The sequence below is a fragment of the Spirillospora sp. NPDC000708 genome, assembly GCF_040299565.1.
In the GTDB taxonomy this organism is placed as follows: domain Bacteria; phylum Actinomycetota; class Actinomycetes; order Streptosporangiales; family Streptosporangiaceae; genus Spirillospora.
Window position 1 is genome coordinate 14,805 of record NZ_JBEPCJ010000015.1, and the last position, 26,367, is coordinate 41,171.

Here is a 26,367-nt window from a genome sequence, read left to right on the forward strand (position 1 = left end):
GCCGCGGATGCCGCAGTGCGTGAACCGCGGCTCGTACCGGCCGCCGGTCGGGGGTGGTACGGCGACTTTCGGGTTCTACTGATCGCCGTGGGCGCGGCGCTCGCCACCATGCCCGGCGGGGCGTCAACGGGCGTGCCTGGCGCCGGCCGGACCCGGCATCCGAGGCGGCCGGTTCCGGATCGGACCTGCCGCCCGGAACTAACTAAGACAGGGTTGTACGAGTTATGCTAGCCTGCAATTCAAACACGGCTGTTCGAGTTTGTGATGGAGGCGAGAGGAGCGGCCGTAGCGGATCCCTCGCCGCTGGAGGTCTCGGCGGACCGGGGTCGGCGAGCCCGACGGTCGGCGCGACTCGATCCGACCGGCACAGCAAGAGGGGAAGAAAGTCCATGAGCACCAACCCGGCGCAGAACGCCCCGACCATTCCCAGACCGGACGTCGGGGCCGACACGCGGTTCCTGCGGTCCGTGGCGAAGGTGACCGGACTCATCGGCGGGCCGTTCTTCCTGCTCACCGTCATCCTGCACCCGGCCCGCGACGGGCACGACATCGCGTCGGACGCCGACTGGTACATCTTCACGCACACGCTGGAGGCCATCGGCCTGCTGATCCTGGCGGTGTGCCTCGCCGGCGTCCTGGCTCTCGGCACGCGCCGGCTCACCAGTGGCGGGCTTCTCGCGGTCCTGACCGCGTTGGTCGGCACCATGCTGTGGTTCGGGCTGATCGTCTTCGACGGCAGCCACAACCCGGCGACGGCGATGTACGCGCCCGAGCGCGTGCACACCTCCGCGGACATCGACTTCGAGAGCGGCACCATCGTGCTGGCCGCCAACGTCCTGTTCCCCCTGGGGTACCTCCTGCTCGCCCTGCTGCTCCGCCGCAACGGCCGGGGCTGGACCGGGCTGCTGCTCGGCTTCGGCGGCATCGTGTACGCGCTCGGTGGCACGGTGTCGCTGATGGGCCTCGGGCCGCATTCGTCGTTCACGTCGGTCATCGAGATCGCCGGCGCCGCGCCGTTCGCGCTCGGATACGTCCTGCTCGGCCGCACCGGCGGCCAGATCCATCGGCCCGCCGCGGACGAGGCCGTCCGAGCGTGACCGCGCCGGCCGCGGGGCTCGGAGCCCTTCCCGATCCCCGCGTCGACGGCGCCCGAAGGCGTTCAGTCGTGAGGCGCGGGGACCGTCGCCCCAGGCGCGGTGAAGGCCGCGAGCAGCGTGGTGGTGATGAGGCCGGCGACTTGGTCGGCCTTCACCCGCCCGGCGGCGGCGTCCTCGGCCCCGGCGTGAACGAGGCTGAAGACGGTGGTGACCATCCACCGCATCGGCAGGTCCGTGCGGAAGGCGCCCGTGGACCGTCCTCGTTGGATGACGGACCGGATACGACGCAGGACGCGGTCGTGCACGCCGCGGATGCGCTCCGCGGGAAGCTCGCGCTGCGCGGCCAGCAGGATGTTGCCGAACTGATCCACGATCTGCCATGAGGCGGCCACCAGACGGGTGAACGCCTCGACCGGATCGCCGGCGGTGTCGGTCGCATCGAGAACCTCGTCGGCATGCCGGACCGTGCGCACCAGAGCCGCGTCGATCAGCTCGCCGCGGGTCTTGAAGTGGCCGTAGAGCGTGACACGCCCGACGCCCGCGCTCGCGGCGATGTCGACGACGCTCGCGTCGGGATCGCGGGCGAGGCATGCGACGGCGGCGTCGAGGATCGCCTCGGCGTTGCGGCGGGCGTCCGCGCGCCGCGCTCGCGGAGCCTCGGTGCCGGTGCTGTCCGACGCCCTCGCCACAGCCGCCTCCTCCAACGCCGGCGCCGATGCCGATGATCCTGAACGGGCGATACGACATCCAGCTCGCACACCTGTGTTCAGGTTACCGTGGGCGGCCGCCCCCGGAATGGGCGATCCCGCGCGAGACGGAACCGGCGGGCCGTGCACTCCGCGCCGACAAGGAGGCCGTCACCGGCGCGGTGTCGCAGGCCGACAGGGCCCCTCAAGCGATCGAAGCCGTCCTCGCCCCAGTCGATCACCACCGCGTCGCGGCCGACGTACAGGCCCGGCGTGGGCGGCATCGAGCAGCGGACTTCGACGCGCGGCAGTGCGGCGAGCACGTCTCGCAGGATCAGCACGGCCCGCGGGTGCGGCGCGAGGTGCTGGACTGCGACCAGGTACGCGGCTCGATCGTCCCCCGCGAACCAGCGCGGCCTCGGCCTTCGGCGGGGTTTCGGTCGTCCCTGTGCTGGCGAGGGACGGTGAAGTGACCTAGCGTCGTAAGGGCCGCAGGGTCGTCGTAGGCCGAGGAGATCCATGTATCCGTCGTCGCCCGTACATGACCTGGCCGTCGAGGTGGAGCAGGTGCGGCGGCGGGCGCGGGGACCGCGCACGCACGTGGCGCGGATGGAGCGGCTGCGGACGGCGAAGGGCCTGCTCGACCGGGTCATCACCGCGCAGGGGCAGAAGAGCGACCCAGCCGCGCTGGGGGCTTTCGCGGCCGACTGGATCGAACTGTGCCCCATCACGTCGGCGGAGCTGGCGGGCGTGACGCCGAGCGAGCGCGAGGCGGCGGAGCTGACCCTGCTGTGGTCGGAGCTGTACGCCCGATACCTCGGGCTGATGGTCAAGTATGCGCCGTCCACGCAGCGGCCGCGGATCCTGCGCGGCCTCAGGCGGTGCGCGGTCACCGTCGGCCCCGACGCGCTGGGCGTCGTGCGAGTGCGCGCGCTCACCGACACCGACGAGTTCCAGAGCAGGCCGCTGAACTCGCTGCGGCGAAGGGCCGTCCACGCCCTCACCGAAGGCGGGAGCACGCAGGTCAGGCTGTTCAAGGCGGCGCTGCCGGCGCTGGAGCCCAGGTCCGACCCGGTCAAAACGCTGGCGGTGAGCGGCTACACGGCCGTGCTCGACTTCGTCCCCGAGGACGAGCAGCGGGACGTGCTGAACGACATGCTCCGGCTGTGCTACGCCGCCTTCGACGACGACCCCACCTGGTCGCCGGCCGGCTGGACCTGGCAGGTCACCGTCGCCTGCGCCGGCGGCCCGGTCCACTACGAGATCTCGGTCGACGGCGATCGGGTGGTCCGCGCCGAACGGCTCGGAGCATCGACCGACCGCAACCCGGCCCAGTTCGTCTCCGCGCGGGGAGCGGACGCGATGAAGGCCGAGCTGATCACCGCCTACGGGCTCACCGGGATCGAGGGGCAGGGGGGCGCCGAGTGGCGGCCCGCCGAGATCGCGCTGACGGCGGGCGCGCTGTCGCGGCTCCCGGCGCACGGCCGCAGCCGGCTCGCGGGGACGGCGCTGATCCGCGGTGCGGTGCCGCCGAGGCCGGTCGGCGCCTCGCTACTGCACGTGGGGGCCTATCACGCCGGGCTCAACAGGACGTACGACCCGGTCCAGGAGCGCCCCCTGCCCGACCCGCCGCACCTGCACGTCTACCAGCCGATCTTCGACCACCAGGGGCTCAGCTGCTGCGGCCCGCCGGGCGACGCCGGGCCGGTCTGCGAGTTCGAGGTGCTGCACGAGATGGGGCACGCGATCGGGCAGCTGCCCTCGCACCTGGCCAGGCAGTCGTGGGAGGCCGGCCGCGCCACGGCCTACCGCGACGCCTCCGCCCTCGCGCGGAAGCTGAAGGACGTCTACAGCTCGAAGCTCTCCTACCGGAGGTCGTTGAGGCCGTGGACGGAGGCGATCGAGGTCTACCCCTCCGCCGAGCAGGCGTATGCCCGCGCCGTCGAGGTCTTGTGCGTCGCGCTGGAGACCTGCGACACCGGCGGGATCGTCACCGCGAAGCAGGGGCTCGCGACGGCGCAGACGGCCATGCGGCAGACCATGGGCGAGCTCATGACGGCGGCGACGGCGGTGACCGGCAGCGACGCCCTCTCCGAGTGCGCGCAGGCCGGAACGCTCACCGAGGCGCTCACCAACGCGCTCACCGGTCCCGTCCCCGACATCCTCAGGAAGTCGAGGCTGGCCCGGGACTTCGGCGACATGGCCCGCCGGTTCGGCTTCACGCCCATCACCCGCTATGCCGAGCGGTCCGACGCGGAACTGATCGCCGAGACCTACGCCCTCTTCTGCACCGACCCCCACCGCCTGTGGGAGTGGAATTGGAAGGTCTGCCGCTGGTTCGAGGACCACTGCCCCGACCCGACCGACTACGACCCGGTCGCCTTCCCCTGAGCCACGGAGTCGCGGCTCGCCTCGCAGCGCGGTCGGCGCTGCGCCGCCTGCCGCACCGGCGGCGGGACCCGCTCGCAGGCCGCGCCGATCTCGACGCGGATCTGCGGTCGTGGACCGGCCGATGCGGTGCCTCGGCGGGCTCCGACCAATGATTCCGAGCGTGGGCTCAGCCGAGTTTCGGGGTGGCGCGGTCGATGATCGGGGCTAGGTCGAGGCCCGGCGGGAGGGTGCCGAAGGCGGCGCCCCAGTCGCCGGACAGGCGGGTGGCGCAGAAGGCGTCGGCGACCGCCGGGTGACCGTGCCTGACCAGCAGTGATGCCTGGAGGACGAGTGCGAGGCGCTCGGCTACGCGGCGGGCGCGGTACTCGATCGTGGCGGTGTCGGCGAAGGCGTCCTTGGCCTCCTGGACGGCGGCGTCGAGGCGCGGGTCGGCGCCGCGGGCGAGCTCGACCTCGCCGAAGAACGCCTCCAGCGTCTGCGGTTCGCGTAGCGTCGCACGCAGGAGATCGAGCGCGGCGACGTTGCCCGAGCCCTCCCAGATCGAGTTCAGCGGGGACTCGCGGAACAGGCGCGGCATCCCCGACTCCTCGACGTAGCCGTTGCCGCCGAGGCATTCGAGGGACTCGGCGGCGTGCGCCGGCCACCGCTTGCAGACCCAGTACTTGCTGACCGCCAGGCCGAGTCGCTTGAACGCCGCCTCGGACGCGTCGCCGCGCACCGAGCGGTCCGTCGCGCCGGCGAGCCGTGTCATCAGGACAGTGGCGGCCTCCGACTCGACCGCGAGGTCGGCGAGGACGTTGCGCATCAGCGGCTGGTCGATGAGGTACGCGCCGAACGCCTTGCGGTGCGCGGCGTGGTGCACCGCGGTCGTGACGCCCTGCCGCATGCCGGCGGCCGCGCCGATCACGCAGTCCAGCCGGGTCATGTTGACCATCTCGATGATGGTCCGGACGCCGCGCCCCTCGTCGCCGACCCGCCACGCGACCGCGTTCTCGTACTCGACCTCGGACGAGGCGTTCGACTTGTTGCCGAGCTTGTCCTTCAGCCGCATCAGCCGCAGCGGGTTGAGCGCGCCGTCGGGCAGGACGCGGGGGACGAGGAAGCAGGTCAGGCCCTCCGGCGCCTGGGCCAGGGTGAGGAACACGTCGCACATCGGGGCGCTGGTGAACCACTTGTGGCCGACGAGCCGGTACGTCCCGTCCGGCTGGGGCGTCGCCCGCGTGGTGTTGGCGCGGACGTCCGAGCCGCCCTGCTTCTCCGTCATCGACATGCCCGCGAGCAGCGCGTTCTTGGTGAGCGGGGCGCGCAGGCCGAAGTCGTACTCGGGCTTGGCGAGCAGCGGCTCGTATCGCGCGGCCAGCTCCGGGGCCTGGCGCAGGGCGGGGACGGCGGCGTACGTCATCGAGATCGGGCAGCCGTGCCCGGCGTCCACCCGCCAGGTGTAGAACTTGGCGGCGCGGGCGACGTGCGCGCCCTCGCGCGGGTCCGCCCAGGCGGAGCCGTGCAGGCCATGGGTCACCGCGACGGTCATCAGCTCGTGCCACGCCGGGTGGAACTCCACCTCGTCGACGCGGTGCCCATAGCGGTCGTGGGTGCGCAGGACGGGCGGGTTCTCGTTGGCGAGGCGGCCCCAGTCCTGGGCGCGCTCGGTGCCCGCCAGGAGGCCCAGCTCGTGCACCTCCGGGGCGGCCCAGCCGGCGCCCTCGCGCTCCAGCCCGTCCAGCAGGGCGGGGTCGTCGGCGAGGTCGTGGCCGGCGAGCGGGGGAACCTGGTTGAACACCTCGTGGGTCACTGCGCTGCTCCTGTGCTGCGGAGGCCGGTTCGCGGGGGACGTCCCCCGACGCAGGATACAGAACCGCGTTCGGCCGGTCGGACGATCATGCCTCCGCCCCGCCTGCCGGGGCATCCTCCTCAGGTGGTGGGGCGATCTCGTCCGCGCGGCGGATTGTCCGTGCGGCGCGGGGGCATAACTTCGGAACCATGAGTCAGTCCAGTCCGCAGCAGGGGCGGCCGCCGTGCCCGAGCCGCCCGCGGCGGCGGCGGGAGGACCTCCACCCCGCGGGGCCGGGGGCGGATCCCGCCGGGACGACCCCCGTTCACGGGGCGGTCCGGGCCTCCGACGCCGAGCGCGAGGCCGTGGTCGAGCGGCTGCGGGTCGCCTCGGTGGAGGGGCGGCTGACCTTCGAGGAGCTGACCGAGCGGACCGAGGCCGCCTACGCGGCCGTCACCCGCGCCGACCTGGAGCACATCACCGCCGACCTGCCCGGCATGGGCGCGCCCGGCGCGAACCCGGCGCCGCCGCAGGTGAAGCGGCGGTTCAGCGCCGTCATGGGGGACTGCAAGGAGCGCATCGTCGGGCGCATCGACGGCCCGCTGGAGGCGGTGTCGGTGATGGGCGACGTCGAGCTGGACCTGCGCGGCGCGCAGGTCCCGACCGGCGAGGTGCACATCTCGGCCACCGCCGTGATGGGCGACGTGAAGATCATCGTGCCGGACGGGGTGGCGGTCGAGCTGATGGGCCACGCCTTCCTCGGTGACCGCCGCGTCCAGGTGCGCGAGCCCTGCCCGGGGGAGCGCATCCCCATCGTCCGGGTCACCGCGAACGCCTTCATGGGCGATGTGAAGATCGTGGACGACGAGCACCACGCGCCGATCCGCCGGGCCGTCGCGTCGTGGTGGCGCGACCGCCGCCCCGACGCCTGACCGGCGACGCCGCGCACCCCGGGCGTCCGCTCAGAGGCGCACCTCCGTCCCGGCGCCCCGCCGCCGCGCCTCCCGCAGCACCAGCGCGGTGGCGGCGAGGTCCTGGACGACCACGCCGACCGACTTGTACAGCGTGATCTCCTCCTCCGACGTGCGGCCCGGGCGGGTGCCCTCGATCACCTCGCCCAGCTCGGCCCGGACGTGCGCGGGCGTGATGACGCCGCGCTCCAGCGGCTCGGCGAGGTCGAGGTTCGGCGGGACGGCCGCCAGGGCCGCCGCGCGGGACTCCACGAACAGCGCGGCGTCCGCGATCGTCGCGTCGTCGACCTCCCGGCCGCGCGGGTTGTAGCCGATCGAGGTGACGTGCGTCCCCGGCGCCAGCCACTCCCGCCGGACGACCGGCTCCACCGCGTAGGTGGCCGCGCTGACGATCCCGGCGCCCGCGACGGCCTCCGCGTAGCCCGCGACGGCGCGCACGTCGGCGTCCACGGCGCCCGACAGCTCCTCCGCGAGCGCCGCGGCCTTGGCGTGGTCGCGGCCGGCGATGCGGACCTCCCGGACGTCCCGGACGCGCGGGACCGCGATCGCGTGCGCCCGCGCCTGGACGCCGGTGCCGAGCACCGCGACCACCGAGGCGTCGTCGCGGGCCAGCAGCCGCGCGGACAGCGCCGCGCACGCGGCGGTCCGGAGCGCGGTGATGTGGGTGCCGTCGAGCAGCGCGGCGGGCTCCCCGGTGGCCGGGTCGAACGCGACGATCACCGCCTGCCGCACGGGCAGCGCCGTCCCGGCGTTCCCGGGGAACACCGACACGAGCTTGCTGGCCGGCGCGCCCGCCGACGGCGCGTGGCCCGGCATGTCGAGCAGGAGCGCGTCCCGCTCCGGGACGGTCGCGGCGGTCCGTTCGGGGACGTGCGCGCGGCCGGCGCTGAGGTCGGCCATCGCGGGGGCGAGGGAGTCGATGAGCGCGTCGACGTCGAGCAGTTCCTCGACGTCCCGCCGGGAGAGAACGAGCACGGCGGGACCCTAGCGGCCGCCTCGGACAGAACGCCGTCGCCGCGGGTCAGCGGGAGTCGTCGCCGCGCTCGGCCTCGCGGACGCCCTCCTCGTCGGCCGGCAGCGCGTCGGGGTGGCCGGTGCCCACGCCGGGCGTGCCGGTGCCGCTGATCTCGTCCTCCCGGCGGGCGTCCCGCTCCGCGGGGTCCTCGCCCGGCACGCGCGCCGGGACGGAGGCGCCGGGAACGGTGCGGCCGCGGGCGTCCGACCCCTGGTTCACCGGCGCGAAGTCGCGGTCGTGCGTCGTCTCGGGCTCGTGTCCGGAATCCTCACGCTCGTCCATGCGGGGCCGCATACCCGGAGCCGGGCGCGCCGAACGTGACGCGGCGGACGCCCGCGCGGCCGGGTCAGGCGTCGAACGCCGCCGGCGCCGACAGCAGCCAGGACGCGTCCGAGCCGGCGGGCAGCTCGCGGGGCTCCTCGCCCCGCCGGAACAGCCGGGCGTCCAGCTTCCCGCCCAGCGTGGCCGTCCCGTCCGACACCCGCAGCCAGGTGCCCTCCCGCAGCCCCAGCACCGGCACGTTGTTGCACTCCAGGAACTCGGTGAGGCGCTGCTCGCGGGTCTCGCCCATATGGGTGCTGCCGGGCTGCGGGTCCAGGTAGTGCGGGTTGATCTGGAACGGGACGAAGCCGAGGGCCGCGAAGCTCGGCGGCTGCACGATCGGCATGTCGTTGGTGGTGCGCAGCGTCGGGCAGGCCATGTTCGTGCCCGCGCTCGCCCCCATGTAGGGGAGCCCGCCGGGGACGGCCTCGCGCAGCGCGTCGCGCAGGCCCGTCCGGTACAGGTCCCGCAGCAGACGGAAGGAGTTGCCGCCGCCGACGAAGACCGCGTCCGCGCCGTCGAGGCCGCCGGTGGTGTGCACGCCCCGCACGGTGACGCCCCTGGGTTCGAGCGCCTTGAGGACCGTGCCGGTGTACCCGTCGTGGTCGGCCAGCGCGTACGGGACGAACGCGAGCGTCCCGCCCGCCGGGAGGAACGCGGTCACCGCCTCCATGGCGTGCTCCAGGTAGGAGCGGCCATGGGCGGTGGAGTTGGACAGCAGGAGCAGTTCCACAAGGGGTCCTTTCAGGAGCGCCGGGATCCGGTGAGGAGGCGTTCGACCTGCTCGGCGGCGCGCTGGAGCGCGGGAAGCCGGTCGAGCGGGGCGGCGAAGCGGTCCTCGTGCCCGCCGAGGCTGAGGCTTCCGAAGGGCTCGCCGTGCAGCCGCACGGGGACGGCGAGCGTCGCGACGTGCGCGTCGTACTCGCCGGCGGTGAAGGCGTATCCGCGCTCGCGCACCTGCCGGAAGCGGGCCTCCAGCTCGCCGACGTCGGTGAGCGTCCGCTCGGTGAACCGGGCCATCGGCCGGTCGCGGAACAGCCTCAGCCGCTCGTCCTCGGGGACGAAGGCGTAGTAGGCCTGGGCGGTGGCGCCCGCGTGCGCCGGGTACATCTCGTCGACCAGGGGGTAGTAGCGCAGCGGCCCGGCCGCGCCGTCCACGGCCGCGACGCAGCGGATGTGGAAGCCGTCGGGGACCGACAGCAGCGCGGTGTCGCCGGTGCGCATGCTGAGGTCGGTGAGGACGGGCGTGACGAGCATCCGCAGCGACCCCGACCGCTCCCAGCTGCGGCCGAGGTGCAGGGCCGCGGGGCCGACGCGGTAGCGGCGGGTGTCGGGGTCGGCGACGAGGAACCCGCGGTGGGCGAGGGTCGCGAGGATGCGCTGCGCGGCGGACTTGTCCCAGCCGAACTCCTCGGCGACCTCGGTGACCCCCCAGTCCCCGCGGTTGCGGTCGAATCCGAGCAGGACGAGCAGCGCCCGGTCCGCGGTCTGCAGCAGCCCCTTGGGCGTGCTGCGGTCGGCACCGAAACCCCATCCGGGCACCATGGCCTCCGTTGCAAATAGCGGGACAAAGTTGCTTATTTCGATAATAGCGCTGCAACCTGGGCATACACCCCGCTCTTCACCCGTTGGCAGAGGTAATGTCCATGCTCAAGCACGTACTCGACGTGATCGACCGGCTCGACGATCCCGCGGCGAGCGGCAAGTCCGTCGCCGAGCTCCTCGACCGGGCGGCCGGGCCGGAGGGCTCCGGGGCCGAGGTCGTCACCGTTCACGGCGACAAGGGCTCCACCGACTTCGTGCGCGTGCGCGTCCCCGGCCGCCGGGGCCGCGCCCGCGGCGGCGACGCGCCCACCCTCGGGATCGTCGGCCGGCTGGGCGGGATCGGCGCCCGCCCCGAGATCCTCGGCTTCACCTCCGACGGCGACGGCGCGGCGGCGGCGCTCGCCGCGGCGGCCAAGCTGCTGGAGATGCGCTCGCGCGGCGACGTGCTGGACGGCGACGTGGTCATCGCCACCCACGTCTGCCCGGACGCCCCCACCCAGCCGCACGACCCGGTGCCCTTCATGGACTCCCCGGTCGACATCGCGACGATGAACGAGCACGAGATCACCCCGGACATGGACGCCGTGCTGTCCATCGACACGACCAAGGGCAACACGTTCATCAACCACCGCGGGCTGGCGCTGTCGCCCACGGTCAGGCAGGGCTACGTGCTGCGCGTCAGCGAGCAGCTCGCGGGACTGCTCGCGGTCGTGACCGGCGAGCCTGCCGTGACGTTCCCCGTCACCACCCAGGACATCACGCCCTACGGCAACGGCGTCCACCACCTGAACTCGATCCTGCAGCCCGCCACCGCCACGCGGGCGCCGGTCGTCGGCCTCGCCATCACCGCGGCGGCGCCGGTTCCGGGCTGCGCCACCGGCGCCAGCCACGAGACCGACATCGCCGCCGCCGCGCGCTTCGCCGTCGAGGCCGCCAAGGGCTTCGGGGCGGGCGCGCTGACCTTCCACGACCAGGCCGAGTACGAGGCGCTCGTCGCCCGCTACGGCTCGCTGGCCCACCTGCAGACCCTCGGGGCGGGAGACGCCGCATGAAGCTCGGCAACGACGACTACGCGCTGAGCCGCGTCCCGCGCTCGCGCCGCTACGGCTTCGGCTCCATGCTGATGCAGTGGCTCGCCCAGTCCGGGTCGCTGTCGCAGTTCGTCCTCGGCGCGACGCTCGGCGTCGGCATGCGGTTCTGGGACGCGTTCTGGGCGTTCACGCTCGGCGCGGTGATCCTGGAGGTCGTCATCTTCGCGATCGGCGCCGCCGGGCAGCGCGAGGGCCTGTCGATGACGATGCTGACCCGCTTCGCCGGCTTCGGACGCAACGGGTCCGCGCTGGTCAGCCTGGTGATCGGGATCAGCCTGGTCGGCTGGTTCGGGGTGCAGAACGGCATCTTCGGCAGCAGCATGTGCCGGCTGGCCGGGGGACCGCCCTGGCTGTGGTGCGTGGTCGCCGGGATCGTGCTCACCCTGCTGGTGATGTACGGCTTCACGATCATGATCTGGGTGGCCCGGATCGCGGTGCCGCTGTTCTTCGGGCTCGTCGCCTGGAGCGTCGGCACCGAGCTGTCCCACCACTCGCTGTCGGAGCTGGTGAACGCCGCGCCGACCGGCGCGCACATCTCCATCCCGGCGGCGGCCACGATCATCGCGGGCGGCTACATGACCGGCGCGATCACCGCCCCGGACATGACCCGCTACAACCGCAGGCCCTGGCACGTGCTGCTGCAGAGCTCCTGCTCGATGATCCTCAGCGAGTACGTCGTGGGCATGACGGGCGTCATGCTCGGCCACGCCGCCGGCAGCAGCGACGTCACCGACATCGTGCTCAGCACGTCCGGCGTCGCCGGGCTGATCATCGTCGTGCTGGCCACGATGAAGATCAACGACTGGAACCTCTACGGGTCCTCGCTCGGCGTCGTCAACTTCGCCGGGACGGTCTTCGGGAAGCGGCTGCACCGCGGCGCCGTCACCGTCGTGATCGGCGTGGCGGGCACCGTCCTGTCCGCGGTCGGCTTCCTCGACCACTTCAAGGACTTCCTGTCCCTGCTCGGCGTGGCGATCCCGCCCATCGGCGGCATCATCGTCGCCGAGTACTGGATCGCCCGGCGGCGGCGCGGCGTGCTGGACGCCACCCGCCCGGCCGGGCGGCTGCCCGACCGGGTGCCCACCTGGATCCCCGGGTCGCTGGCCGTGTGGCTCGCGGCGTTCTGCGTCGGCGAGTTCGTGGACTGGGGCATCCCCGCGCTGAACTCGCTGATCACCGCCATGGTGCTGTACGTCGCGCTGGCCTTCGCCGGGCTGATGCGGGCGACCGGCAGCGCCGAGATGGAGACCTCCGCGCCGTCCGCGGCGCCGCCCGCCGAGGCCGAGCCCGCCGTCTCCTGACCGGCGCGGGCCGACGACGAAGCGGGACCAACGAAAGGGGAGAAGGCGTGGGGAACGCCGAGGACGAGGTCGCCGACCTCTGCCGGGACCTCATCCGGATCGACACCTCCAACCCGACGAGCGACGAGCGCAAGGCCGCCGAGTACGTGGCGGAGAAGCTCGAAGACGTCGGCGTCGAGGCGATGCTGCTGGAGTCCGCGCCGGGGCGGGCCAGCGTCATCGCCCGCATCCCGGGAGCGGACCCGGCACGGGCGTCGGACGCGCTGCTGCTGCACAGCCACCTCGATGTGGTCCCGGCGGACCCGTCGGAGTGGGCGGTGCACCCGTTCTCCGGGGAGATCACCGACGACGGCTACCTGTGGGGCCGCGGCGCGATCGACATGAAGGACACCGTGGCCGTGCATCTGGCGGCCGCGCGGCAGTTCGCGCGGACGGGGGAGCGGCCCGCCCGCGACCTGGTCCTCGCCTTCCTCGCCGACGAGGAGGCGGGCGGCGTGCACGGCAGCCGGTGGCTCGCCGAGGAGCACCGCGACCTGTTCGAGGGCGTCACCGAGGCGATCGGCGAGGGCGGAGGGTTCTCCTACCCGCTGGACGCCGCCCGCCGCCTCTACCCGATCGAGAACGCCCAGCGCGGTCAGGCGTGGCTGCGGCTCGTCGCCAGGGGGCGGGCGGGCCACGGCTCCTCGCCCAACGACCGGAACGCCGTGACGGCCCTCGCCGACACGCTCAGCCGCATCGGGCACCACACGTTCCCGGTGCACCTGATCGGCGCGGTGCGCGGCCTGCTGGAGACGGTCGCCGACCTGCGCGGCGTGCCGTTCGACCCCGACGACGTCGAGGGCAGCGTGGACCGCATGGGCGCCGACGTCCGCGACCTGGTCGAGGTGGTGCTGCGCAACTCCGCCAACCCGACCATGATGGAGGCGGGGTACCAGATCAACGTCATCCCGGGCCAGGCCACCGCCGGGGTCGACGGGCGGTTCCTGCCCGGCCAGGAGGAGGCGTTCCTCGCCGAGGTCGACGCGCTGCTCGCGCCCGGGGTGTCCCGCGAGTTCATCCACCGCGACATCGCGATGGAGACCCCCTACGAGGGGCGCCTGGTGGATGCGATGGGCGCGGCCCTGCGCGCCGAGGACCCGGACGGGTACCCGGCCCCGTACTGCAACCCGGGCGGCACCGACGCCAAGGCGTTCTCGCGGCTCGGCATCCGCTGCTACGGCTTCAAGGCCCTGAAGATGCCGCACGACCTGGACTACTCCCGCCTGTTCCACGGCGTGGACGAGCGCGTCCCGGTCGACGGCCTCGCCTTCGGCGTCCGGGTCATGGACCGGCTGCTGAAGTCCTGCTGACCCGCTGAAAGCCCGCTAGGCCCCGCTAGGCCCTGCTAGGCCCCGCCCGGTGCCGGGCGGGGCCTAGCAGGGCAGGGCCATGTCGGATGGCGGCGGCGGTCTGCGGCCCGGCGGCCGGTGCCTCAGACCGCGGTGGCGGTCCGGCCGCCGGCCGCGCGGGCGGCGGCCAGGGCCTCGTCGTAGCGGTGGACGACCAGCTCGGCGACCTCCGGCGCCGCGCCGAGGACGGGGGAGACGGCCCAGGCGCCCGCCTCCAGCGACTCGGCGCGGACCTTGTCGGCGAAGTAGCCCGGCGCGAGGAAGTAGGACGCGACCGCCACGCGGGGCGCGCCCGCGTCGCGGAGCGCCGCGACCGCCTCGGCGGGCGTCGGCCGGGACGCCGACGCGAACGCCGGGACGACGCCGCGCCACCCGCGCGAGCGCCACTCCCGGGCCAGCCTCCAGATCGTGGCGTTCGCGGCCGGGTCGGACGACCCCGCCGCGACCAGCACCACGGCGGTGTCGGGGTCGCCCGGCTCCACCCCCGCCTCCGACAGCCGGCGTTCCAGCGCGTCCGTCAGCAGCGGGTGCGGGCCGAGCGTCCGCGCGGTCCGCAGCGCCAGCCGGGGCCACCGCGCCCGCACCCGGTTCAGCACGCCCGGGAGGTCGGTCTTGCTGTGGTAGGCGGCCGTCAGCAGCAGCGGCAGCACGACCGCCTCGGCGGCGCCGTCCCCGGCCAGCGCGTCCAGCGCCCGGTCGGGCGCCGGCGGCGCGTGGTCGAGGAACGACGCCTGCACGGGCAGGCCGGGGCGCAGCGCCCGGACGGCGCCGGCCAGCTCGGTGACGGTCGCGGCGGCGCGGGGGTCCCTGCTCCCGTGCGCCACCGCGACCATGGGGACGCTCACAGGTGGATGCCGCACTCGGTCTTGCCCATGCCGGCCCAGCGGCCGCTGCGCGGGTCCTCGCCGGGGGCGACGGGACGGGTGCACGGCTCGCAGCCGATCGAGGGGTAGTCGTCGTAGTGCAGCGGGTTGATGATGACCCCGTTGTCCTCGATGTAGTTGTCCATCTCCTCCTGCGACCAGTCGAGGATCGGGTTCACCTTGACCATGCCGCGCTTGCGGTCCCACTCGACCACACGGCGGTTGCGGCGGCTGGCGGTCTCGTCCCGGCGGATCCCGCTGAACCAGGCCATGTAGCCCTCCAGCGCCCGGCCGAGCGGCTCCACCTTGCGCAGGTGGCAGCACAGGTCGGGGTTGCGGCCGTAGAGGCGGGGGCCGAGCGCGGCCTCCTGCTCCTCGACGGTGCGCGACGGCGTGACGTTGATGACGTTCACCGGGTAGATCGCCTCGACCGCGTCGCGGGTGCCGATCGTCTCGGCGAAGTGGTAGCCGGTGTCGACGAAGAGCACGTCGATGCCCGGCTTCACCTTCGACACCAGGTGGATCAGCGCGGCGTCCGACATGGACGAGGTGAGGCAGATGCGGTCGCCGAAGGTGGCGACGGCCCACCGGATGACCTCCAGGGTGGGCGCGCCCTCCAGCGCCGCGGCGGCCGATTCGACGATGTCCTCGAGGTCGAGGGTCGGTCTGTCGGTCTCCAGCAGGGTCACCGGGACTCCTTCGTCTGTCGGGCGGCTCGGACACCCAGGAACTTCAGCTGGAAGGAGCGGACGCAGGCGTTGCAGAACCACGCCCCGTGCTCCTCCAGGGGTTCGAGATCTTCGTCGCCGCAGTACGGGCAGTAGAACGGCGCGGCACGTTCGCTCATTCCGATCTGCCCGTTACTTGAGGTCGGCCTCGTCGGCGCGCCGCGCCCACTCGGCGAACGTCTCGCCTTCGGTGCGCTGCTCGTCGAACTTCCGGACGACCCGCTCGACGTAGTCGGTCAGCCCGGCCGACGTGGTCTTCAGCCCGCGGACCTTCTTGCCGAACGAGGCGCCGAGCTGGCCGCCGAGGTGGATCTGGAACCCCTCGACCTGGTCGCCGTTCTCGTCCACGACCAGCTGGCCCTTGAGCCCGATGTCGGCGACCTGGATGCGGGCGCAGGCGTTCGGGCAGCCGTTGACGTTGATCGTCAGCGGCTGGTCGAAGTCCGGCAGGCGCTTCTCCAGCTCGTCCATCAGGTCCATCGCCCGCTGCTTGGTCTCGACGATCGCGAGCTTGCAGTACTCGATGCCGGTGCAGGCCATCGTCTGCCGCCGGAACGTGGAAGGCCGGACCTGGAGGTCGTGCTCGGCCAGCGCGTCGGCGAGCGCCTCGGTGTTCTCCTCCGGGACGTCGAGGATGACCATCTTCTGCTCGATGGTCGTGCGGACCCGGCCGGAGCCGTACCGGTCGGCCAGCTCCCCGATCACGCCGAGCAGCTCGCCGTTGACGCGGCCCACGCGCGGCGCGAACCCCACGTAGAAGTCGCCGTCCTTCTGGGGGTGGACGCCCACGTGGTCGCGCTGCGCGCGCGGCGCGGCGGGCTCGGGGCCGTCCGGCAGCGCGTACCCGAGGTAGTCCTTCTCCAGCACCTCGCGGAACTTCTCCGCGCCCCAGTCCTTCATCAGGAACTTCAGCCGGGCGCGGCTGCGCAGCCGCCGGTACCCGTAGTCGCGGAAGATCGAGGTGACGCCGTGCCAGACCGCGCTCGTCTGCTCGGGCTTCACGAAGACCCCGAGGCTCTGGGCGAACATCGGGTTGGTGGACAGGCCGCCGCCGACGTACAGCTGGTAGCCGGTCTCGCCCGCCTCGTTCACGACGCCGACGAACGCGATGTCGTTGATCTCGTGGACGGTGCAGTGCGCGGTGCAGCCCGACATCGCCGTCTTGAACTTGCGCGGCAGGTTGGAGAACTCGGGCGAGCCGATGTACCGGTCGTGGATCTCGCGCAGGTCCCGGGTCGCGTCGATCACCTCGTCGGCCGCGATGCCGGCCAGCGGGCAGCCGATGATGGTGCGCGGCACGTCCCCGCACGCCTCCATCGTGTGCAGCCCGACCGCCTCCAGCGCCTCCCAGATCGCCGGGACGTCCTCGATCCGCACCCAGTGCAGCTGGACGTTCTGCCGGTCGGTGATGTCGGCGGTGCCCCGCGCGTACCGGGTGGAGATGTCGGCGATGGTGCGCAGCTGCGGCCCGCTGAGCTGGCCGCCGTCGATGCGCACCCGCATCATGAAGTACTTGTCCTCGAGCTCCTCGTCCTCGAGGGCCCCGGTCTTGCCGCCGTCGATGCCGGGCTTGCGCTGCGTGTACAGCCCCATCCAGCGGAACCGGCCGCGCAGGTCGGCGGGGTCGATCGAGTCGAAACCGGTCTTGGAGTAGACGTCGATGATCCGGCGGCGGACGTTCAGCCCGTCGTCGTTCTTCTTGTTCTCCTCGTTCTTGTTGAGCGGTTCCCGGTAGCCGAGGGCCCACTGGCCCTCGCCCTTCTTGCGCTTGATCGCGGGTGGCACGGCGCGCGTCCTCATCTGTGGTGGTGAGGGACGCGTAGCGCACCGGCGCTCTGAGGCAGCCGGCTCGACGCTGAGCAGGATGAAGTCAAAGGTGACGCCGATGCACCACGCGCCCGGCTGAGCAAGGGGGCGTGGTCTGGGGCGTCAGCGACAGATCGCGCTGCGGACGCGGAGGAAGTCGACGTGCCGGCGCTTGGCCAGCAGCGGGTCCGCAGCAGTCATGCTCAAACTGTGACACGCCGTCTCGCGGGCTGTCCAGTGACGTCCGGAATGTGAACGAGTGAGAAGTGTCATCCTTGACGCTTCCAGTTCACGGGCGGTTCGGCGCCCTGCGCCCGCTCCCCGGACGGCGCGGTCCCCCCGGCGGGCCCGGACGGCTCCGACGGCGTCGCGGGCGCGGCCTTGTGCTGGCAGTCGCACCACGAGCCGCCACGGCACTCCCCGTGGTGGCGTTCTCGGCAGGACTGGCAGATCACCCCTTCATTGTCACCGATGGGCATCGATGCTCGCGCACCCGGCCGCGTGGGCGCGGTGCCCGTGCGCGCCGGCGGCCCACGCCCTACGGTTGGGCGGTGTGACCACCGTCTCGGACGCCGGCGGCGACTCCCCGGCCAGGGACGACGGTGCCCCTCCCGCCGACATGGGAGGCGCCGTCGGCCCGGCCGCCGCATCCCCGGGCCGCGTGCCCCCGGCGCGGAAGGGGTCGCCCGGTGCGTCGTCCAAGCGCGCGCGGGCGGACCGGAACCCCGATGACGGGGCCTCCGATCATGGGGCATCGGATCACGGGCATACCGCTCTCGTGCGTTCCGACCACGCCCCGCGCCGCGCCGCGGGCCCGGCCGCGCGCGTCCGCAGGGCGGCGGCGCGCGTCCGGGCCGCCGCCGGCCGCGTCCGCACGGCGTTCTGCGCCGCGCTGGGCGTCCTCGCGCGCTCCGGCGGCCCGGTGGGGTGGCGGCTGGTCAGGGGGACGGCGGTCGGGGCGTTCCGCTACCGGGTGACCGGGCTCGCCGCCGAGATCGCGTTCTTCGCGCTGCTGTCGCTGCCGCCGCTGGCCCTCGGGCTGATCGGCACCATGGGCCACTTCCACAGCGTGATCAGCAAGGAGACCGTCGAGGACATCCGCAACAGGGCCATCGAGCACGCCCAGACCGTGCTGACGCCCAACGCGGTGAACACGGTCGTCAGGCCGCTGCTGGACGACGTGATCAAGGGCGGCAGCCCCGACATCGTGTCGATCGGCTTCGTGCTGTCGCTGTGGGCGGGCTCGCGCGCGGTCAACGTCTGCATCGACACGATCACGATCGCCTACGGGTTGTCGGGCATCCGCGGCGTCATCCGCACCCGGACGCGCGCGTTCATCCTGTACGTCCTCGGCCTCATCGTGGGGCTGGTGGTCGCCCCGCTGCTGGTGGCCGGGCCGACGCTGGCGCGGCAGGCGGTGCCCGAGAGCGCCACGGTCGTGCAGGTGCTGTATTGGCCGGTCCTGGTGGGCCTGTCGGTGCTCTCCCTGGCGCTGCTCTACCACATGAGCGTCCCGGTGCGCACGGCCTGGTGGCGGGAGGTGCCGGGCGCGGTGCTGGCGCTGCTGATCTGGGTCGTCGGCAGCCTGGTCCTGCGGATCTACCTGAGCGGGTCGCTGAGCGGGGTGTCGGTGTACGGCTCGCTGGCCGCCGCGATCGCCGTGCTGGCGTGGCTCTACGTGGCGGCCATCGCGGTGCTGATCGGCGCCACGCTGAACGCCGAGATCGACCGGCTGTGGCCCAGCGCGGACACGGCCCGGGCGCGGGCCCTGGGGGAGGCGTCCCGCGGGCAGGGGCCGGGCGCGACCGCCGCCACGGCCGTGCCCGCGCCGGACGAGGACGCGAGCGGCGCCGGCGGCGCCGGGACGAATGGTAAAAACTGCAACGAATAAGGCTCTGAAAAGGCCAAACATGTCGTAGCCTCGCTTTCCATGACCCCCCGAGAGGACACCGGCCGGCTCCGGACCGTGACCGGCACGATCGCGACGTCCGACATCACCGGCCCGGTGCTCTCCCACGAGCACCTGGGGATGGACCTGCGCTGGCCGGCCCGGCCCCAGCAGGTGGCGTCCGACCCGGGGCGCTGGCTGGACGAGGAGAAGGGCGTCCAGCGCGAGCTGAACGAGCTGCGCAAGGAGCGCGGGCTCGGCCTCGTCGTCGACCTGACCTGCTCGGGCATGGGGCGCAACGCCGCCGCGCTGGCCCGCGTCAGCGCCGGTTCCCGGGTCGCGGTGGTCGCCGGGACGGGCGTGTTCACCGAGCCGTTCCACCCCGCGTTCGTCCGCGAGGCCCTCGCCGCCGGCCCCGGCGCGCGTCATTCTGGGGGGACGACCCCCCAGGCCCCCCGGCAAGAGCTGGAAGGCCAGTCGGGCGTGGACCGGCTGGCCGAGCGGCTGCTCGCCGAGATCGGCTTCGGGATGGACGGCACCAACGCGCTGCCCGGGGTGATCGGCGAGATCGGCACCTGGGGCGAGGCGCCGACCGAGGCCGAGGAGCTGTGCCTGCGGGCCGCCGCCCGCGCCGCCCGCTACTCGGGCCTGTCGGTGGCGACCTACGGCCGCGCCGGCCTGGCCCAGCTGGAGATCCTCACCGCCGCGGGGCTGCCCGCCGACCGCGTCGCCGTCGGCCAGCAGGACCGGGTGGACGACCCCGGCCAGCACCGCAAGATCGCCGAGTCCGGCGCGTACGTGTCGTTCGGCACGCTCGGCCTGGCGGGCGAGGACCACGCGGCGATCGGGGCCCGCGTGCGCGCGGTCATGGACCTGATGGAGGCCGGGCACGCCGACCGGGTGCTCCTGAGCACCGGCGTCTCGCGGATGGAGCAGATCGTCCGGTACGGCGGCAGCGGCTACGGCTACCTGTTCGACACCTTCCTGCCCGCGCTGCGCGCCGCCGGCGCCGACGACGCGACCCTCGACGCGGTCCTGAGGGACAACCCGCTGCGCTGGCTCACCGCGGGCTGAATCCCGGCGCGCCCGGCGGGTAGGGCTCTCCCAGGAGCTCTTCCGCGACCCCGGGAGGGGGTGCGCCGAATGTCTTGGAACAGAACGGCGAAGCGGGCGGCGGCGCCGGACGAGACCGTCCCGCTGCCCTACGCCGACCGCGCGGAGGCGGGCCGGGTGCTCGCGGCGCGGCTCGCTCCGATGGGCCTGGACGGCGCCGTGGTGCTCGCACTGCCCCGGGGCGGTGTCCCGGTGGGGTTCGAGGTCGCGCGGCGCCTGCGGTCGCCTCTGGACGTCCTGGTGACCCGCAAGATCGGGTTCCCGCCGCAGCCGGAGCTCGGCGTGGGCGCGATCGCCGAGGGCGGCGAGCCGGTGTTCGACCGCGGCCTGCTGGACCGGCTCGGCCTCACCGAGGACGACATGGCCGCGACGGTGCGCGCCGAGCGCGCCGAGCTGGAGCGGCGGGTGACGGCCTACCGCGGCGGCCGGGGCCTGCCGGACGTCGCCGGACGCGCCGCGGTCGTCGTGGACGACGGCCTCGCCACCGGCGGGACCGCGCGCGCGGCCGTGCGGGCGTTGCGGGGGCGCGGGCCGTCCCGGCTGGTCCTGGCGGTGCCGGTGGGCGCCGAGGACACCGTGCGGTCGCTGGAGGCCGAGGTGGACGACCTGGTGGTGCCCGCGGCGCCCTGGGACTTCCGCGCGGTCGGCCAGTGGTATCGCGACTTCGACCAGCTGACCGACCGGGACGTGACCGGGTGGCTGGAGCGCGCCGGAAATGGGCGCGGCGAATTCGGGTGAAAAAGCCACACGGAAGCGCCGGCTGCGGTAAAGGCGGCCGGGAAATCCGCGCGGGCCGCAACACAGATGTGACGCACATGTGACGAACGAACGCGCCAGGGCCCGGCCATGGCGGCCGGGCCCTGGGCAACGCAAACGGCCCCGCGGGGCGGGGCCGTGTCGTTTTTCGGTGGCGTGCCGGGGTGCGCGCTGGGAGCGGTTCTGGCGTGCCGTGCGACGGTCAGGCCGCGTTGGCGCGGCGCATGCGACGGCGGCGCTCGGAGGCGCGCTCGTCCTCGTTCAGACCGCCCCACGTGCCGTACTTCTCGGGCCGGGACACGGCGTAGTCCAGGCATTCCGTGCGGACCGGGCAGCCCATGCAGATCTGCTTGGCCTTGCGCTCGCGGATCTCACGCTCGGGCTGGCGCTCGCCGTCGGGGCCGAAGAAGAGCACGAGGTCTTCCCCCCGGCACGCCGCGGCGTCCTGCCAGCCCCAGCTGGGACGAGGGAGGTTTGCCTGCCGACGTACCTGAGCCATGGAACACCCACCTTGATTGGTTTCGAACAATTTCGGGACATGGACGCATCGACGTGCTTCGGGTGACATGAGTCAGAAGCGCCGAAAGTTCCAACGTCTGGAGTTGCCGCTCTGTTCCCCGTCCGGTTACTCCGGAAACCTGGGGCCGTGCGACAGGGAGACCCTCGAATGGGGCCTTCGAGAGATTACACGAGGGCGGCCGCGTTGAGAAGGGTGAGTTCCGTAACAGCGTAGGTTCTCAGGTTCTCGCCGCATGCCGGCTCGCACGCGGGCTGCTCGACGGCCTCCAGGATGACCCGGTAACGGCTCTCCTGAACGGTGACGACCGCTTCGTAGCGGGATGTCCCTGTGACCGACTCCACGGTCACGGTGTCCAGTTCGAGGCGCCCGGTGTGCGCGCGGACGAAGTGCTCCGCGGCCTGCGCGGGCTCGGGTCGCCCGGCCCGGCCGCGCAGCCGGTCGAGCACGACCTCGCCGCGCAGATAGGCGTCGATCGCGGCCACGGCCTGGGTCTCGCCGAGGTCGCCGTAATAGATCCCGTGAGGAAGACATACAAGGTTCGCCGCGAATCGGTCACCACCGACGTGGGTGGTTTCCCAGACAAGACGGTCAAAACGTCCGGCGAGGGATCGGGCCAGCGGGGCGCCCGTCCGCGCGCAGCAGGCGTTGTGCCGGCCGTGCGCGCAGACCAGCAGGACGGGGTCCGCCTGCCGCTCGCCGAGCCCCGGCGACCGGCCCGAGGCGAGCGCGTGCAGGTCCAGCCCGGCCAGCTCCCGCGGATCGGCCAGTTCCCGGCCCTCGATCCACGCCTCGCGGCCGTACGAGAACCCCGCGTAGACCTGGACAGGCGGCGTCGCGCGGCGCCGCCCCGGCCGCCGGATGAGCTGCGGCCGCACGCCGGCCGCCTGCGCGGCCCGTACGGCCTCGGCGACCGGGTCCGGCCCGGCCAGGTCGGCCACCCGCTCGGGCCAGGGGCCCGGGTGCTCGATCAGCAGCCAGGAGCGCGCCTTGGCGGTCGCGCTCGCCAGGCACGGCCGCTCGCCGGTGTGGCTTCCCGGGCAGTGCCCGCAGCCCTTCCCGCGCGTCAAATGAGTCCCCCCGGCCGTACGGTCGCGATCATCGATGATTAGGTAAGGGTAACCTAAGCTTCGCCGGTCGCACCAGCGGGGTCCCCGGAACACCAGTGTAAATGAGGGGGTATCGGGGCCTTTAGGGGCCTCTGTCGGATGCCGGGATCTCAGTGCAGCGCGGTGCGGGGGAGGAGCGACTCCGCCGCCGGCAGGGCGGCGGCGCGGTCCGCGGCCACCAGGCCGACGCGGGTGCGCCGGTCCAGCAAGTCCCCGGCGTCAAGGGCGCCCTCGTGCAGCGCCCCCCACGCCAGCTCCACGCCGAGCACCGGCAGCCCGGGAACGACCGGCTCCAGCAGCGCCGGGTCGTCCCTCCCCAGCGCGGCCAGCAGCGGCGCCTCCGTCCCGTAGCGCTGGACGAGGCGGCGCGGCGCGTCCAGCGCGTCCAGCCGGTCCCGCGACGCCGCGCCGACCAGCGGCAGCGACGCGGTGCGGCTCGGCCCCGCGGCCAGGCCGCGGCCCGCGACGGCCGCGTCCACGGCGTCCTGCGCCATCCGCCGGTACGTCGTCAGCTTCCCGCCGACGATCGTCACCACGCCGTCCCGCGAGGTCAGCACGGCGTGCCGGCGAGACAGGTCCGCGGTGGCCCCGTCGCCGCCGTCCAGCAGCGGGCGGAGCCCGGCGAACGCGCCCAGCACCTCCGCGCGCCGCACCGGCACGTCCAGCGCCGACCCGAGGATGTCCAGCAGGAAGCCGATCTCGCCGGGCGTCGGCTCCGGCACGTCGGGGATCGGGCCGTCCGCCGGCTCGTCGGTCAGCCCCACGTAGACGCGGCCGTCGCCCTGCGGGATCACCAGCATGAACCGGCTGGTCGCGCCCGGGATCGGCACGTGCATCCCGGCGGCGAGGCCGCCCAGCGCCTCCGCGCGCAGCACCAGGTGCGTCCCCCGGGACGGGCGCAGCCGCACCCCGTCCACCAGCCCGCCCGCCCAGACGCCCGCCGCGTTGACCACCGCGCGGGCCCGGACGGCGATCTCCCGGCCGGTGAGCTCGTCGCGGACGAGCGCGCCGGAGCCGGTCAGCTCGACCGCCCGGCAGCGGGTCAGGATCCGAGCGCCGTGCGCGGCGGCGGTCCGCGCGACGGCCGTGACCAGGCGGGCGTCGTCGGCGAGCTGCCCGTCCCAGGACAGCAGGCCGCCGCGCAGCCCGTACGGGCGCAGCGCGGGCGCGAGCCGCAGCGTCTCCACCGGCGACAGCCGGCGCGGGCCGGGCAGCACCGAGCGGGGGGTGCGGGCGGCCAGCCGGAGCGCGTCCCCGGCCAGCAGCCCCGCCCGCGACACCGCCGCCTGCGACCGCGACACCAGCGGCGTCAGCGGCAGCACGAACGGCAGGGCGCGCACCAGGTGCGGGGCGGTCCGGCACATCAGCACGCCGCGCTCGACGGCGCTCTCGTGCGCCACGTCCACCTGCCCGGACGCCAGGTAGCGCAGGCCGCCGTGGATCAGCTTGGAGCTCCACCGGGACGTGCCGAAGGCCAGGTCGTGCGCGTCGATGGCGGCGACCGACAGGCCCCGGGACGCGGCGTCCAGCGCGGCGCCGGCACCGGTCGCGCCGAGCCCGACGACCAGGACGTCCACGACCTCGTCGGGGAGGGCGGCGAGCTCGCGCTCGCGGCGGGCGGCGGTGAGCGACGCCGAGGGCGGCGCGGCGGCGGAGGTCACGGCGAGAGCATCCTCTCCAGAATGTGCCGGAGTTCGGCGTCGAAGGCGTCGGAGCGGAGCTCGGGGTCGCTCTCGTCGATCACGATCTGCGCGGACAGCCCGAAGGACTGCACGACCAGCAGCAGCGCGCGCGCCTGCCGGCCGGGGTGGTCCACGCGGATGGTCCCGTCGGCGTGCCCGGCGGCGAGCGCCTCCTCGAAGATCTCGAGGAAGGCCTGCTGGCTGGCGCCGCAGCGGTCCAGCAGGTAGGGCAGCAGCGCCTCCGGGTCGACCTCGACGATCTTGCGGAGCAGCGGGTGGTCGCGGAACATGCGGACGCCGGTGACCAGGCCGTCCACCAGCAGGGGGCGGACCGGGCGGCCGTCCTCGGCGGGCCGCATCGCGGTGCCGATCGCGGTCCACTCGCGGGTCATCAGGTCGGCCACGATCGTGCGGACGTCCGGCCAGCGGCGGTACAGCGTCATGCGGGAGACCCCGGCGCGGCGCGCGATGTCGGTCAGCGTGGTGCGGCGCACCCCGACCGCCAGCACGCAGTCGCGGGCGGCGTCCAGCACCGCGTCGTCGGCGGTCCGGGCCGCCGTCCTGTTGTGACGATTCGACGTCATGTGTCACAGTGTAAGCCCACGCGACGGGCGGACGGGAACACAGGCGGACGGAACACGGTGCCGGGAGCGGCCCGGTGAAGGGGAGGCGCCTTGACTACCAGCACTGGGACGGCGGGCACGGAAACGGCCGGCACCGGGCGGAGGCGGGACATGCTGTGGAGCGGCTGGGGCGACCCCGCCCAGGCCGCGCCGCTGCCGGAGCCGATCGTCGGGCTCCTGCGCGACCTGCTCGGCGTGAAGACCGGCGACGCGGCCCCCATCGCCCTCGACGCGATCGAGGTCGCCGCCCCCCGGCTCGGCGAGGACGCCCTCGCCGCGCTCGCCGCGGCGGTCGGCGCGGAGCACGTCCGCACCGACGCCGAGTCCCGCGTCCGGCACACCCGCGGCAAGTCGACCCCCGACCTGGTGCGCATCCGCGCCGGCGAGACCTCGGACGCGCCCGACGCCGTCGTGCTGCCCGGCTCCCACGACGAGGTCCTCGCGGTGCTGCGGGCCTGCGCCGAGCGGCGCGTCGCCGTCGTCCCGTTCGGCGGCGGCACCTCGGTCGTCGGCGGGCTGGCCCCCGAGGGGGTGGACGCGTTCGTCGCCCTCGACCTGCGCCGGATGGACGCCCTGGTCGCCCTCGACGAGGTGTCCCGGACGGCCGTCCTGCAGCCGGGCATGCTCGCCCCGCGGGCCGAGGAGCTCCTGGGCGAGCGCGGCTACACGCTCGGGCACTTCCCGCAGTCGTTCGAGTGGGCGACGATCGGCGGGTTCGCCGCCGCCCGCTCCAGCGGGCAGGCCTCCGCCGGGTACGGCCGGTTCGACGACATGGTCACCGGCCTCACCGTCGCCACGCCGGAGGGCACCCTGGAGCTCGGCCGGGCGCCGAAGTCGGCCGCCGGGCCGGACCTGCGCCAGCTCGTCCTCGGCTCCGAGGGCGCGTTCGGCGTGATCACCTCGGTGACCGTGCGGATCCGGCCCGTCCCGCCGGAGCGGGCGTACGAGGGCTGGCGGTTCGCGTCGTTCGCCGACGGCGCCGCCGCGCTGCGCCGCCTCGCCCAGGACGGCCCGCTCCCCGTGGTGCTGCGGCTGTCCGACGAGACCGAGACCATGATCGGGCTCGCCGACCCGGCCGCCATCGGCGGCGGGTCGGCCGCCGCCGGATGCCTCGCCGTCCTCGGCTACGAGGGCACCGCCGGGGAGATCGCCGAACGCCGGGCCCGGACCGCTGCCGCGCTGCGGGAGGCGGGCGGCGAGCCGCTCGGCGCGGGACCGGGGGAGAAGTGGCGGCACGGCCGCTTCAGCGCCCCCTACCTGCGCGACGCGCTCCTCGACGTCGGCGCGTTCGCCGAGACGCTGGAGACGGCGGCGTTCTGGAGCGACGTCCCGAAGCTGTACGAGGCCGTCCGCCGCGCGCTGATCGGCACGCTGTCCGGGGCCGGCACGCCGCCGCTGGTCATGTGCCACATCTCGCACGTCTACCCGGCGGGCGCCTCGCTGTACTTCACGGTCGTCTCCGCGCAGGGCGACGATCCCGTGGCGCACTGGGACGGCGCGAAGCGGGCCGCCTCCGACGCGATCATCGACGCGGGCGGGACGATCAGCCATCATCACGGCGTGGGCACCGACCACCGCGACTGGTACGCCCGGGAGATCGGCCCGCTCGGCGCCGCGATCCTGCGGGCCGTGAAGGACCGCCTCGACCCGGCCGGGATCCTCAACCCCGGCGTCCTCGTCCCGCCGGCCGCCGGGGAGTAGCCGC

Annotated in this window: 25 protein-coding genes; 10 read left to right on the plus strand and 15 right to left on the minus strand. The window is 73.9% G+C overall.

All coding sequences use genetic code 11. From position 1 onward, the window contains the following. Window positions 1–389: 389 nt before the first annotated feature. Window positions 390–1,097 (plus strand): hypothetical protein, encoded by a 708-nt coding sequence (locus tag ABT299_RS13560; RefSeq protein ID WP_387023839.1) that lies wholly within the window; start codon window positions 390–392, stop codon window positions 1,095–1,097. Between the two features lie 62 nt (window positions 1,098–1,159). Here ABT299_RS13560 and ABT299_RS13565 read toward each other — a convergent pair whose 3' ends face one another. Then, window positions 1,160–1,786, minus strand: a complete 627-nt coding sequence (locus ABT299_RS13565; RefSeq protein ID WP_500250946.1) for a TetR/AcrR family transcriptional regulator — start codon at window positions 1,784–1,786, stop codon at window positions 1,160–1,162. A gap of 77 nt (window positions 1,787–1,863) precedes the next feature. Further along, a complete protein-coding gene (locus ABT299_RS13570) occupies window positions 1,864–2,124 on the minus strand; it encodes a hypothetical protein (RefSeq protein ID WP_500250947.1) in 261 nt (86 codons plus the stop codon). A gap of 178 nt (window positions 2,125–2,302) precedes the next feature. Between ABT299_RS13570 and ABT299_RS13575 the strand changes: the two genes are divergently transcribed. Beyond that, window positions 2,303–4,174, plus strand: a complete 1,872-nt coding sequence (locus ABT299_RS13575; protein ID WP_500250948.1) for a hypothetical protein — start codon at window positions 2,303–2,305, stop codon at window positions 4,172–4,174. A 166-nt stretch (window positions 4,175–4,340) separates the two neighbouring features. Here ABT299_RS13575 and ABT299_RS13580 read toward each other — a convergent pair whose 3' ends face one another. Next, window positions 4,341–5,966 (minus strand): acyl-CoA dehydrogenase family protein, encoded by a 1,626-nt coding sequence (locus tag ABT299_RS13580; RefSeq protein ID WP_500250949.1) that lies wholly within the window; start codon window positions 5,964–5,966, stop codon window positions 4,341–4,343. A 188-nt stretch (window positions 5,967–6,154) separates the two neighbouring features. Here ABT299_RS13580 and ABT299_RS13585 point away from each other — a divergent pair, with 188 nt between their 5' ends. Next, complete coding sequence (locus tag ABT299_RS13585) at window positions 6,155–6,877, plus strand: DUF1707 SHOCT-like domain-containing protein (protein ID WP_500250950.1); 723 nt, start codon at window positions 6,155–6,157, stop codon at window positions 6,875–6,877. Between the two features lie 30 nt (window positions 6,878–6,907). Here ABT299_RS13585 and ABT299_RS13590 read toward each other — a convergent pair whose 3' ends face one another. The 4 genes from ABT299_RS13590 to ABT299_RS13605 all read right to left on the minus strand — a co-directional run bounded on the left by ABT299_RS13590 (window position 6,908) and on the right by ABT299_RS13605 (window position 9,797). Next, window positions 6,908–7,891: an ornithine cyclodeaminase family protein gene (locus ABT299_RS13590; RefSeq protein WP_500250951.1), complete on the minus strand. Its 984-nt coding sequence runs from the start codon at window positions 7,889–7,891 to the stop codon at window positions 6,908–6,910. Window positions 7,892–7,937: 46 nt separating this feature from the next. Further along, window positions 7,938–8,213 (minus strand): hypothetical protein, encoded by a 276-nt coding sequence (locus ABT299_RS13595; protein ID WP_190857273.1) that lies wholly within the window; start codon window positions 8,211–8,213, stop codon window positions 7,938–7,940. A gap of 64 nt (window positions 8,214–8,277) precedes the next feature. Then, entirely contained in the window at window positions 8,278–8,985 is a 708-nt protein-coding gene (gene pepE, locus ABT299_RS13600; protein ID WP_500250952.1) for a dipeptidase PepE, read from the minus strand. Window positions 8,986–8,996: 11 nt separating this feature from the next. After that, window positions 8,997–9,797, minus strand: a complete 801-nt coding sequence (locus tag ABT299_RS13605; RefSeq protein WP_500250953.1) for an IclR family transcriptional regulator — start codon at window positions 9,795–9,797, stop codon at window positions 8,997–8,999. Window positions 9,798–9,898: 101 nt separating this feature from the next. Here ABT299_RS13605 and ABT299_RS13610 point away from each other — a divergent pair, with 101 nt between their 5' ends. The 3 genes from ABT299_RS13610 to ABT299_RS13620 are packed head-to-tail and all read left to right on the plus strand — an operon-like array spanning window position 9,899 to window position 13,538. Further along, complete coding sequence (locus tag ABT299_RS13610) at window positions 9,899–10,849, plus strand: DUF1177 domain-containing protein (protein WP_387023821.1); 951 nt, start codon at window positions 9,899–9,901, stop codon at window positions 10,847–10,849. Further along, a complete protein-coding gene (locus tag ABT299_RS13615) occupies window positions 10,846–12,189 on the plus strand; it encodes a cytosine permease (protein ID WP_500250954.1) in 1,344 nt (447 codons plus the stop codon). The genes ABT299_RS13610 and ABT299_RS13615 overlap by 4 nt, the downstream gene beginning before the upstream one ends. A gap of 47 nt (window positions 12,190–12,236) precedes the next feature. Continuing rightward, on the plus strand, window positions 12,237–13,538 hold the full coding sequence (locus ABT299_RS13620) for a M20/M25/M40 family metallo-hydrolase (protein WP_500250955.1): 1,302 nt from the start codon (window positions 12,237–12,239) through the stop codon (window positions 13,536–13,538). Between the two features lie 122 nt (window positions 13,539–13,660). On the opposite strand, the gene ABT299_RS13625 is transcribed toward ABT299_RS13620, so the two are convergent. The 4 genes from ABT299_RS13625 to ABT299_RS13640 are packed head-to-tail and all read right to left on the minus strand — an operon-like array spanning window position 13,661 to window position 16,968. Further along, window positions 13,661–14,410 carry a sirohydrochlorin chelatase gene (locus ABT299_RS13625; protein ID WP_190865393.1) on the minus strand — a complete coding sequence of 250 codons (750 nt, stop codon included), beginning with the start codon at window positions 14,408–14,410 and terminating at the stop codon, window positions 13,661–13,663. An 8-nt stretch (window positions 14,411–14,418) separates the two neighbouring features. Next, complete coding sequence (locus ABT299_RS13630) at window positions 14,419–15,129, minus strand: phosphoadenylyl-sulfate reductase (RefSeq protein ID WP_433151358.1); 711 nt, start codon at window positions 15,127–15,129, stop codon at window positions 14,419–14,421. Further along, the gene (locus ABT299_RS13635; RefSeq protein WP_190865373.1) at window positions 15,126–15,287 is read right to left on the minus strand and encodes a hypothetical protein; all 162 of its coding nucleotides are present in this window, start codon (window positions 15,285–15,287) and stop codon (window positions 15,126–15,128) included. The genes ABT299_RS13630 and ABT299_RS13635 overlap by 4 nt, the downstream gene beginning before the upstream one ends. Window positions 15,288–15,300: 13 nt before the next feature. Further along, window positions 15,301–16,968 (minus strand): nitrite/sulfite reductase, encoded by a 1,668-nt coding sequence (locus tag ABT299_RS13640; RefSeq protein ID WP_387023814.1) that lies wholly within the window; start codon window positions 16,966–16,968, stop codon window positions 15,301–15,303. Between the two features lie 784 nt (window positions 16,969–17,752). On the opposite strand from ABT299_RS13640, the gene ABT299_RS13645 reads away from it, so the two are divergent. From ABT299_RS13645 to ABT299_RS13655, 3 genes are all read left to right on the plus strand, one after another. After that, the gene (locus tag ABT299_RS13645; RefSeq protein WP_190865369.1) at window positions 17,753–18,865 is read left to right on the plus strand and encodes a YhjD/YihY/BrkB family envelope integrity protein; all 1,113 of its coding nucleotides are present in this window, start codon (window positions 17,753–17,755) and stop codon (window positions 18,863–18,865) included. Between the two features lie 39 nt (window positions 18,866–18,904). Further along, on the plus strand, window positions 18,905–19,936 hold the full coding sequence (locus ABT299_RS13650) for a phosphotriesterase family protein (protein ID WP_190865367.1): 1,032 nt from the start codon (window positions 18,905–18,907) through the stop codon (window positions 19,934–19,936). Between the two features lie 69 nt (window positions 19,937–20,005). Beyond that, window positions 20,006–20,713, plus strand: a complete 708-nt coding sequence (locus ABT299_RS13655) for a phosphoribosyltransferase (RefSeq protein WP_190865365.1) — start codon at window positions 20,006–20,008, stop codon at window positions 20,711–20,713. 220 nt (window positions 20,714–20,933) lie between these two features. Here the strand turns inward: ABT299_RS13655 and ABT299_RS13660 are convergent, their stop codons facing one another. The 4 genes from ABT299_RS13660 to ABT299_RS13675 form a co-directional block, all read right to left on the minus strand. Continuing rightward, entirely contained in the window at window positions 20,934–21,230 is a 297-nt protein-coding gene (locus ABT299_RS13660) for a WhiB family transcriptional regulator (RefSeq protein ID WP_021600082.1), read from the minus strand. Window positions 21,231–21,415: 185 nt separating this feature from the next. Beyond that, complete coding sequence (locus tag ABT299_RS13665; RefSeq protein ID WP_500250956.1) at window positions 21,416–22,318, minus strand: ferredoxin family protein; 903 nt, start codon at window positions 22,316–22,318, stop codon at window positions 21,416–21,418. 149 nt (window positions 22,319–22,467) lie between these two features. Then, window positions 22,468–24,018, minus strand: a complete 1,551-nt coding sequence (locus ABT299_RS13670) for a glycerol-3-phosphate dehydrogenase/oxidase (RefSeq protein WP_387023809.1) — start codon at window positions 24,016–24,018, stop codon at window positions 22,468–22,470. After that, a complete protein-coding gene (locus ABT299_RS13675; protein WP_387023807.1) occupies window positions 24,015–24,623 on the minus strand; it encodes a TetR/AcrR family transcriptional regulator in 609 nt (202 codons plus the stop codon). The genes ABT299_RS13670 and ABT299_RS13675 overlap by 4 nt, the downstream gene beginning before the upstream one ends. 150 nt (window positions 24,624–24,773) lie before the next feature. Between ABT299_RS13675 and ABT299_RS13680 the strand changes: the two genes are divergently transcribed. Beyond that, window positions 24,774–26,363 carry an FAD-binding oxidoreductase gene (locus ABT299_RS13680; protein ID WP_500250999.1) on the plus strand — a complete coding sequence of 530 codons (1,590 nt, stop codon included), beginning with the start codon at window positions 24,774–24,776 and terminating at the stop codon, window positions 26,361–26,363. Window positions 26,364–26,367: the final 4 nt, after the last annotated feature.